This window comes from Candidatus Hakubella thermalkaliphila (assembly GCF_013281975.1).
GTDB lineage: Bacteria > Actinomycetota > Humimicrobiia > Hakubellales > Hakubellaceae > Hakubella > Hakubella thermalkaliphila.
Genome location: NZ_BLRZ01000076.1, coordinates 1 through 9,329, shown reverse-complemented (window position 1 = coordinate 9,329; position 9,329 = coordinate 1). Strand labels below are relative to the sequence as shown.

Here is a 9,329-nt window from a genome sequence, read left to right as displayed (position 1 = left end):
CAAAACTGAAAAGGAGATCGACGAGGTTAAGGCTATTTACAAACCGGCCCAATGAAACTACCCGTATCTACTCGCAGTACCGGTCTGGTTAAGGGCGCTCCACCCCGTACATGAGATTGCTCAGGAGAGTATCCTGACTAAAGGATGACTCATTTGGGATTCGCTTAAGAAGAAATCGATAGAAAAGTTACTCCTCGATAAATTTACTGATGTAATTCAGATATAGGGGGATGTCTCTCATTGCTGCCTGAAGGCCCTCATAGACTTTTTTAGTATCGATCTCATCGTATTCATGAACGATCCTGTTCCGCAGACCTGCGCAAGGAGCAATTTGTTGAACTAAATCGAAGGGAAGAATTTTTATCTCGGCCAGCTTCAGGAAAGATTGAAAGTAGTCAGGAGGGGGAGGGTGTCCTTTCTCTGTAATCAAATGGTAGTTTATGTCGATCATTCTTCCGATCATCCGCTCTAAATAGCGCTCGGCCAGAACCTCGTTTGTCGGTTCTGCCACATAGTCTTCATAGCTCAGTTGAGCCAGAGATTTTAAGGCTTCAAAATCCTTGCTGATGAGGACGATCTTTCTGATGATCAGAGTCTTATCCACCATTTTAGCCGGCGCCCAGATTACGCTTAATAAAGCCTCGGGCAAACTTCTTTTCCAGGTCAAAGTAGCGCTGATGATCGACATACCTTTTGAAGGCATAAATTTTTAGCTGAGCTAGTTCCCGGGGATGGCCATAAAGAAGTTCGCAGTTCTCCATGATTTTCTTAAGGAACAGGGGATCTGCTCTATTTAGCAGGGCCAGGTCCACTTCTCTCCCCGGAAAAAGCTCCTGCAGATCAAAAAGAAGGTCGCAGTAATCTTTCAGGCCCAGCTCAGACTTTGGCGCGAGAACGGCAATATCTATGTCGCTTTGCCGGTAAAGCTTTGCAGATACTGCTGAGCCAAAGAGAAGGATTATCCGCAGATCATACTTTTGGGCGATCTTTTGCAGATCTGTATTATCTGGCTTGAGTGAGACTGGAGATATTTTCACAACAAATCCCTTTGGCGTGCTTGATTTAGCATTTTTCAAATTATAGCAACAATTGATAATTCTTACTACCGATGTTTCAGAGCAGGAGAAAGAGCGCCAGGGGATTTGGCTACGTGAATGAGATCGTAACACCAAAGGAGCGGCCCTTAAAAATCTCTATTTGATCTCGTCGCGGTGACCGTCCCAACTTGGTGTGTACCACAGCATCTTGGGTCATGGCTACCGCCGCATGCTTTTTCTTGTGGGGATTTATCCCCACGATCAGATATCCTGCCGGTACTTGCTTCAGTTTTCTGGCCGTGCTATTTTTCCTCTGAAAATACATCTTAATTTCATGCTCCTTTGTGCCACCTGTGACATGAGGGTTTCATGTTGATGGCTCCTCCTCCTACTACTTAGATTTGGTGCTTTTCACCTTTCTATTGTAGCCGGGAGCCATCGCTATTTCTTTCCTTATACTAACATCGGTAGGTATTGGGACGGTCACAAATATTTTATAAAGACCATCGGATGGCAGAATAATGTCTCTGGTCTCTCTATAGCCATTTTTTTCCTTCTGAAATAGATTAACATTAGGATGCCGATGACCCGCACATCTTAACTAAAAGGTAGCCCATCCCGTTTGGTTGGCTAGTCCCGGAAGGCGTCCCGCAAAAGGATGCTTTGCTGTTGGAAAGCTTTACGAGAATTGCGCAGGTTCTTCATGAGGCAGATTTCTTGGGTGATCAGGCGAGCCAGATTAAGGATGTGGGCATCGCGCTTGTTTGATTCGGCTTTATAAAGGGGATGGTCCCGGTTGATATAAATGATGTTTCCTTCAGAGAAAGATTCGGTCCCCTCTGGTCCAAAGTGGTCAAGACAGCATATGACCCCGGTGGATCCTATTTTTACTCGACGGACCACAGCGTTGGGGGTCAATAGATCGGCTTTAGGCTTGCCTCTGCGTTTTTGGCCAGATTTTCTGACAGGTTTCTGCTTCTCGGCAATGGATTCGATATGCCCTCCTTTGGTAGGGGTCACGACTCCACCCTCGCCAATGGCCGGCTGGCCATTTGAGACCGGGATAGGGCCAAAAGGCGAAAGATCGGGATGGGCAAGAAGGGACTTTTGAATTCGCTCCAGCGCTTCTCGCACCGCCCGACTCGTAATCCGATTCTCTCGTTTGTTGGAGAGCTGACCAAGGACGCTTTTTACCTCTCTTATCACTCTGGACATGGCTTCCGAGAAAGCCTTATATTCCTCGGAATCTGTTATGAAGCCACCCCTGTCGCTGGTTATAGGAAGAAAGTCGGCATGCACCTCTCCCCGGATGCGGGTAACATCTCGACCCCAGGATTCCATGCCAAAAAGCTCTCGTCTGATGGTCACCTGCCTGACTTTGCACTCGATTCCCAAATTGGATGTGGAGGCGGCAGAATTGGGAAGGATTACAATCTCTCCATGGACAAGGCCAAACTGAGTGCCCTCAAGGAAAGGAATTCGATGACCGCTCAGACGAGGTGGGTGTATTTTCTCGCCATTAACCAAGACTTCGAAGTCAGGCGCATTGATCGGAACACTTTCGGCCAGGCGAGCCTTGACCTCAGCGGGATCAAATTGCTTTTTTAGCCTGTCCAGGGTAACTGTAGTGCCGTCCTCTCTCCTGCCATCAGCCGGATTGACCTCCAGGGGAAGCTCCCACCTGTCCCCCCGGCGCCACCAGTCGTCTTTATCAAAAGCAACAGTTGCTGAAAAATCTCCCTTGCGGGTGGATACCCGGAAACGCTCACAGGCCGAGAGTGTAGCAAACTTTCCAATGCCAAATTGTCCGATAAGATCTCGTCCGAAGAGCGCAGACTTTCCCTGCAGGCGTTTCAAGGGAGATCCGACACTGAAGTATTGTTTGAGCCCCTCCAGATCCATACCACTGCCGTTGTCCTCAACCGCCAGGCGCTCCTGCTCTACCAACACCTGTACCCTGGTGGCATCTGCGTCGTAGGCATTGTTTACCAGTTCTCGAACCAGCTCCACACTCTCGCTGTAGAGCTGCTCCCCTATGCTAATCAAATGGCTCTTATCTACTATTACTGGAAGAGTAGTTGGTCTCTTGGACATTTTCCATAGTTCTCCGACTTTTGGCCCACAGCAAAATCCCAAATCGTCCTATTAGAATTATATAAGAGTAACCCTGCCGGGGGAAGAGACTTGTCATTTTGCTTGACATCGTTTGCTTAGACTCCCTTGTTGCCAGGCTATGCATTTTTGGTATAACATAATATGCGGATCGTCGTGGTTTACAGGTACTCGCAGCAATTCAAGACTAAGGAGGCAGAAATGGGCTATGCGGCGAAAGATTACAGTCACCTCATAGGCATGGAGGGCTTTAGTGAGACCCTCCTCAAGAATCACTTCACCCTCTACGAAGGCTATGTGGCCAATACCAACCGGCTGTTGGATACATTGGCTGAAATGGTCAGGGAGGGGAAGATAGGCACTCCTGAATATGCGGAGTTGAAGCGTCGCACGGGCTTTGAGTTTAACGGCATGCGGCTCCATGAGTACTATTTTGAGAACCTGGGGGGTAAGGAGCCCATAAACAGGTCGGGGAAGCTGGGTAACAAGCTGGTGGAAGACTTTGGAAGCATAGAAAACTGGGAAGCAGATTTCAGGGGTACAGGATCCATGCGCGGAATCGGTTGGGCCATTCTCTACCAGGACAACCTAACCGGGAAGCTGATGAATCAATGGATCAACGAGCATGAAACCGGCCATCTTGCAGGCTGTATTTCCATTCTGGTCATGGATGTGTTTGAGCATGCCTTCATGATTGACTATGGGCTCAAGCGAGCCGATTATATTGCAACGTTCTTCAAAAATATCAAATGGGGCGTTGTAGATGGGCGTCTTAAGTAAAGATGGCGGCACTGCAAAAAGGTCAAAATCAGGGCATTTAGTACCCTCTCGCGAAGCTAGATCGGGCGGTAAATTGGTCGAAATCTTGGTTTTTGCAGTTTCGTCAAAGATGTTTAGAACAATTTTTTGCCGGACTTGATCCTTTTTATCAACCTGGGTACAACCTCAAATAAATCGCCCACTATGCCATAGGTTGCTATCTTGAATATGGGCGCATCCAGGTCTTTATTTATGGCGATTATCACATCAGAGGTCTGCATTCCTGCCAGATGCTGCACAGCACCGGATATGCCACAGGCTATGTAAATTTTGGGATTTACGGTTTTGCCAGTCTGACCCACCTGGTGGGGATAGGAGATCCAGCCCGAGTCCACGGCAGCTCTTGAGGCTCCTACCACTCCACCCAGGAGATCCGCCAGCTCCCTTAGAAGGCCAAAGTTCTCCGCGCAGCCGATGCCTCTTCCCCCGGAAACAATGATATCGTAATCAGTAATATTAATCTTTTCCTCAATAGCGTCTATGGTCTCCAGCAGCCGGAGACGTGATTTGAATAAGTTTTCCTGGATGGGGATTTCTATAATGTCGCCCCTTTTTACCTCCGGAGTGCCCCTTTCTTGGGCAAGGCCTGAGGGATTCTCTTGGTGGTTCAAAGAGGCATAATTTATATTTTTAGTTTCCGTTCCGCGAGCACCCATGGCATGGGGACGCACTGTGGCCATCTGAGGTCTGTTGTTGGGGCAGATGATAGTAGCCATAATATTGCCACCAAAGGTAGGTCTGGTTTGGAGTAGGAGCTTTTTGTTGGCATCAATGTCCAGTCCGGTGCAGTCTGCGGTGAGGCCGGTCTTCAAAATTGCTGCAACTCGGGGAATCATTGATCTGCCGAAGGAAGTTGCTCCAGAAAGGAAAATTTCTGGCTTATATCTGGAGATGGTCTGGACGATGGCTTTGGCAAATACATCATCGAGCTGATTTTCGAAGAGGGGGCTTTCTATGAGATAAACCTTGTCCACGCCATAATCAAACAGGCCTGAAACCTTCTCTTTTATGCCATACCCTATGGCCAACGCAGCCAGGGTGGTTCCCAGGGTATCTGCCAGCCTTCTCCCTTCCACAAGAAGCTCATAGGATACCTCCGCTATTTGGGAGTTTCGATTTTCGATAAAAACCCAGACCCCTTTGTAATCAGAGAAGTCCTGGGCCTTGACCGGAATCCCCGCTATGCTGATAGCATTGAAGGTGCAGGCCTCTACACAGGCTCCACAGAGCGTGCAGTTCTCATCGATCTCGGCCTTTTTATTCACAATTCTTATGGCATCGTACATGCACGCTTTCAGGCATAAACCGCATCCGGTGCATTTTTCGAGATCTATGGTTATATCCATATTTTGCCTTTCTTAAGATTTTTCAGCCCGGTGGTAATTACAACAGTTTATCTACACTACTCCCAGAGACTGCAACTTCTGGGTCAACTTTTCCACCTGAGTGTCCACATCTCCGGTGAAAATCTCACTTTGGCGTTCTATATGGGGGGAGAATACCTTAATTACCTGCGTTGCCGAGCCTGAAAGGCCCACTTCCTCGCTTTTGACATCCAGATCGGAGACGCGCCAAACTGTGATGGGGGCGCTTTTGGCCCGCATGGCACCCCGGAGAGAGGGCACCCGGGGTTCATTTATTCCTTTGCTGACTGAAATTACTGCGGGTAGGGGAACTCGGAAAACCTCATATCTATCCTCCATTAGTCTCTTTAGCTTAAAGTATTTGTTGTCTATTTCCATTACTTCGATTACATAGCCCAAACACGGAAGATTTAGTTGTTGGGCCAGTTCGGGACCCACCTGGCCGGTGTCTCCATCCAGGGTCTGTCTTCCGCACAGGATCAAACTAATTTTTCCAAATTCCCGTTCCAATTTTCTTATGGCTTTGGCCAGGGTAAAAGAAGTTGCCAGGGTATCAGCCCCGGCAAGGGCCCTATCGCTTAATAGCACGCCTATATCTACGCCCACCGAGATAGCTTCTCTGAGGATATTTTCGGCCTGGGGAGGTCCCATGGTTATGGCGATGACTTTGCTCTCTGGGCCCGAAAACCCTTCTTTGCTTTGTTGGGCTATTCTTTCCTTTATTCTTACGGCCTCTTCTACGGCATAGGTATCGAAGGGGTTGATTATAGATTCGATTCCTTCACGAATTAGAGTATTGGTTTGCGGATCTATTTTGATCTCGGTAGTTCCAGGCACCTGCTTTATACATACTACTATGTTTATTTCTATCATCTCCCTGTGTTCATACCAATTTTCCATCGTTCGAGGGGCGGCCCCCGAATCACAATCAGTTCCAAATTGACTCAAAATTTGTCTCATGAGCGAAACTATGCCGATTTCAGGAGATGGCTGGCGATAATATTTCTCTGGATCTGGTTTGTGCCCTCGTATATCTGGGTTATCTTGGCATCTCGCATCATTTTTTCCACGGGATATTCCCTCATATACCCGTAGCCCCCGAATATCTGAACGGCATCAATGGTCACTTTCATGGCCACGTCTGAGGCGAAAAGTTTGGCCATGGAGGAAGCTGCGGAAATTTCTTTGGCCCCGCTATCTATCATTTTGGCTGCAGCATAGACCAGGGCCCGGGCGGCTTCAATCTGGGTGGCCATGTCCGCCAGCATATGCTGAATTGACTGAAAGGAGGAGATAGATACCCCAAACTGATGTCTTGTTTTGGCGAACTTGATAGATTCGTCCAGGGCTGCCTGAGCTACTCCAACAGCCTGAGCGCCCACGGCTGGCCTGGCCTTATCCAGGGTCCTCATGGCTATGATAAAGCCCATACCTTCTCTGGAGATGAGGTTTTCTCGAGGGATCCTGCAGTTCTCAAAGATAAGCTCTCTGGTTACGGAAGCTCTTATGCCCAGTTTTTCTTCTTTTTTGCCAAAAGAAAATCCTGGTGTACCTTTTTCCACTATGAAAGTGCTGGCTCCCCTTGCCCCTTTGGTCTTATCTGTCATAGCAAAAATGGTGTAGATGTCAGCCTCTCCGCCATTGCTTATCCACTGCTTGGTACCGTTCAGAACGTATTCATCGCCATCAAGTACTGCTGAAGTTCTGATGGCGCTGGCGTCACTTCCAGCATCGGGCTCGGTAAGGCCAAAAGCGGCCAGTTTTTTCCCGCTGGCCAGGTCTGAAAGGTATTTCTTTTTTTGTTCCTCCGAGCCGGATATAATTATGGGCAAGAAGCCCAGCCCAGAGGCAGCATAGCTGGTTGCTACTCCCAGGCATCCCTTGCTAAGCTCCTCTACGGCCAGGCACACATCAAAAATTCTTCCGCCAAGCCCTCCATACTCTTCAGGCACGAACAGGGCAAAGAGATCAGCGCGGGCGATTTCCTTAATTATTTCATGGGGAAACTCTTCCTTTTCGTCCAACTCCTTCCTGACAGGCACTATTTTCTCCTGTGCTATTTTCCTGGCTATGTCTACGATCATCTTCTGTTCATCAGATAAAAAATAGTCCATCTCCCATCCCTTTTCTCCATATTTTTCCTGAATTTTGCAGGTGATAGATGAAGCTGCATGAATTATTATAATTGGACGAAGCCAAAAGTCCAAAGGATGCCTGGATTTCTTGAGCTATATTTTGGACTACGTGGCCAGATAGTGTTTATAGAATTTTACACGAATATTCCAGGTTTAGAGGTTTTAAACAGATTACATGTATTATCCCTACAGCGATACTTAAGAATCTTGATTCAATATGTAGGGCAATTTCTTTAATTGAACCACAACCTATTGTATGTATTCAGGTAAATGACGTTGTAGTGTTATAATAAAAATTCGAAGACCGATTAAGTTCAATTTCTCGGTAATGGAGAGCAATTGAGAGAACTGGAAATATGGCAAGGAGGTAATATAGTATGACTACCATAACAATACGGGGTACAACTCTATCACTGATCCAGGGAGATATCACCAAACAGCAAACCGAAGCTATTGTTAATGCCGCTAACAGCAGCCTCATGGGTGGCGGGGGAGTCGATGGGGCCATCCACCGGGCCGGAGGGCCGGCCATTCTGCAGGAATGTAAAGAGATCGTTTCCCAACAAGGCCGTCTGCCAACCGGAGAGGCGGTCATCACCACCGGAGGTAACCTTCGGGCCAAGTTTGTCATTCATACTGTAGGTCCCATCTGGAGGGGAGGAACCCGAGGAGAGCCTGAACTACTGAGAAACTGTTATCTCAACAGTCTCAAGTTGGCCAAAGAGAAAGGCATACGCACTATATCCTTCCCCTCCATCAGTACAGGTGCCTATGGATATCCCATAGATAAGGCTGCCCGGGTGGCTATAAAAGCCATAGTAGATTTTCTGGAAACAAACGAAGGCATTGATGAAGTGGCCCTGGTGCTATTTGATGGTAATACCTACAAGGCTTATCAAGAGGTTCTAGACACAGAGGCGACTATGAAAGATCCCAGAGTACACATTTTGGAGGTCCTGGAGATTTTGGAGAGGGAATACCCTGAGGTCCGCATAATCCTTAACTGGCGGACTCCTCTGGAGCTCCTTATTGCTACTATTCTTGCGGCTCAGTGTACTGATGAGAGGGTAAATGAGGTGACCAAAGATCTCTTTAAAAAGTATCAGTCAGCGGAGGATTTTGCTGCTGCCGACATCCGTACTCTGGAAGAGGAGATACGTCCTACTGGATTTTACAGAAATAAGGCCAAAAGTATCATAAGTTGTTGCCTGGCTTTGGTAGAAAAGCATCGAGGAGAAGTTCCCAACTCTCTGGATGATCTGGTTAGCCTTCCCGGAGTAGGGAGAAAGACAGCCAATATCGTCTTAGGAAACGCCTATGGACAGGAGGCTATTGCCGTAGACACCCATGTGGGAAGGGTGACTACGCGAATGGGGCTGGCTACCTCAAAGGATCCCGATAAAATTGAGGAAGAGCTCTGTGAAGTCATTCCTCAGAACAAATGGACCCGCTCTACTCATCTCTTTGGATTTCATGGCCGGAAAATATGCCACGCCAAAAAGCCTCTTTGTAGTTCCTGTGTGGTCAGAGACTTTTGCCAGACAGGAGCTTTCCTCCTGATAGGTTACAAAGATTGCCATGAGGAACGTGTCTGCTCTAGCACTGTAGACTAGGAGGGAACCTAACCTTTGGTTTCGTTGCTATTCATTTTTCTAAGCTCTATAAGTATGGCCTTCAGCAGTGACAGGTGAAGTCTCCGATAGTCCAGGAGACTGTTTAGTTTAGCCCATTTGCGAGGGTTATCCTCAGGAATATACTCTTCTAGCAAATCCAAGATGTCTTTCATAATTTCTTACCTCCCGGAGAAATTAACCCTACAGCGATACTTAAGAATCTTGGTTCAATATGTAGGGCAATTTCTT

General features: G+C 47.6%; 10 protein-coding genes. 2 read left to right on the top strand and 8 right to left on the bottom strand.

Translation table 11 applies throughout. From position 1 onward, the window contains the following. Positions 1–187: 187 nt before the first annotated feature. The 4 genes from hepT to HW443_RS07665 form a co-directional block, all read right to left on the bottom strand. Positions 188–607 carry a type VII toxin-antitoxin system HepT family RNase toxin gene (gene hepT / locus HW443_RS07680; protein ID WP_176231415.1) on the bottom strand — a complete coding sequence of 140 codons (420 nt, stop codon included), beginning with the start codon at positions 605–607 and terminating at the stop codon, positions 188–190. A gap of 1 nt (position 608) precedes the next feature. After that, positions 609–1,037, bottom strand: coding sequence for a type VII toxin-antitoxin system MntA family adenylyltransferase antitoxin (gene mntA, locus HW443_RS07675; protein ID WP_176226959.1), 429 nt, complete (start codon positions 1,035–1,037; stop codon positions 609–611). A 109-nt stretch (positions 1,038–1,146) separates the two neighbouring features. Beyond that, on the bottom strand, positions 1,147–1,362 hold the full coding sequence (locus tag HW443_RS07670) for a hypothetical protein (protein ID WP_176226960.1): 216 nt from the start codon (positions 1,360–1,362) through the stop codon (positions 1,147–1,149). A 305-nt stretch (positions 1,363–1,667) separates the two neighbouring features. Next, a complete protein-coding gene (locus tag HW443_RS07665; protein WP_176235831.1) occupies positions 1,668–3,131 on the bottom strand; it encodes an ATP-binding protein in 1,464 nt (487 codons plus the stop codon). A 219-nt stretch (positions 3,132–3,350) separates the two neighbouring features. Between HW443_RS07665 and HW443_RS07660 the strand changes: the two genes are divergently transcribed. Continuing rightward, entirely contained in the window at positions 3,351–3,929 is a 579-nt protein-coding gene (locus HW443_RS07660) for a superoxide dismutase (protein ID WP_176231413.1), read from the top strand. Between the two features lie 113 nt (positions 3,930–4,042). On the opposite strand, the gene HW443_RS07655 is transcribed toward HW443_RS07660, so the two are convergent. From HW443_RS07655 to HW443_RS07645, 3 genes are all read right to left on the bottom strand, one after another. Then, positions 4,043–5,314 carry an electron transfer flavoprotein subunit alpha gene (locus tag HW443_RS07655; protein ID WP_176231412.1) on the bottom strand — a complete coding sequence of 424 codons (1,272 nt, stop codon included), beginning with the start codon at positions 5,312–5,314 and terminating at the stop codon, positions 4,043–4,045. Positions 5,315–5,365: 51 nt separating this feature from the next. Then, positions 5,366–6,196 carry an electron transfer flavoprotein subunit beta/FixA family protein gene (locus HW443_RS07650; protein ID WP_176231417.1) on the bottom strand — a complete coding sequence of 277 codons (831 nt, stop codon included), beginning with the start codon at positions 6,194–6,196 and terminating at the stop codon, positions 5,366–5,368. A 104-nt stretch (positions 6,197–6,300) separates the two neighbouring features. Further along, positions 6,301–7,446, bottom strand: a complete 1,146-nt coding sequence (locus HW443_RS07645) for an acyl-CoA dehydrogenase family protein (RefSeq protein ID WP_176231411.1) — start codon at positions 7,444–7,446, stop codon at positions 6,301–6,303. Positions 7,447–7,844: 398 nt separating this feature from the next. Between HW443_RS07645 and nth the strand changes: the two genes are divergently transcribed. Further along, positions 7,845–9,080, top strand: coding sequence for an endonuclease III (gene nth / locus HW443_RS13630; protein WP_308751090.1), 1,236 nt, complete (start codon positions 7,845–7,847; stop codon positions 9,078–9,080). Positions 9,081–9,088: 8 nt separating this feature from the next. Here the strand turns inward: nth and HW443_RS07630 are convergent, their stop codons facing one another. Further along, positions 9,089–9,253 carry a hypothetical protein gene (locus tag HW443_RS07630; protein ID WP_176229081.1) on the bottom strand — a complete coding sequence of 55 codons (165 nt, stop codon included), beginning with the start codon at positions 9,251–9,253 and terminating at the stop codon, positions 9,089–9,091. Positions 9,254–9,329: the final 76 nt, after the last annotated feature.

Excerpts from the sequence above, each read along its gene's own strand:
- nth (WP_308751090.1), top strand. The coding sequence starts at position 7,845 with ATGACTACCATAACAATACGGGGTACAACTCTATCACTGATCCAGGGA.
- hepT (WP_176231415.1), bottom strand. The coding sequence starts at position 607 with ATGGTGGATAAGACTCTGATCATCAGAAAGATCGTCCTCATCAGCAAG.
- HW443_RS07670 (WP_176226960.1), bottom strand. The coding sequence starts at position 1,362 with ATGTATTTTCAGAGGAAAAATAGCACGGCCAGAAAACTGAAGCAAGTA.
- HW443_RS07660 (WP_176231413.1), top strand. The coding sequence starts at position 3,351 with ATGGGCTATGCGGCGAAAGATTACAGTCACCTCATAGGCATGGAGGGC.
- HW443_RS07665 (WP_176235831.1), bottom strand. The coding sequence starts at position 3,131 with ATGTCCAAGAGACCAACTACTCTTCCAGTAATAGTAGATAAGAGCCAT.
- HW443_RS07645 (WP_176231411.1), bottom strand. The coding sequence starts at position 7,446 with ATGGACTATTTTTTATCTGATGAACAGAAGATGATCGTAGACATAGCC.
- HW443_RS07655 (WP_176231412.1), bottom strand. The coding sequence starts at position 5,314 with ATGGATATAACCATAGATCTCGAAAAATGCACCGGATGCGGTTTATGC.
- HW443_RS07630 (WP_176229081.1), bottom strand. The coding sequence starts at position 9,253 with ATGAAAGACATCTTGGATTTGCTAGAAGAGTATATTCCTGAGGATAAC.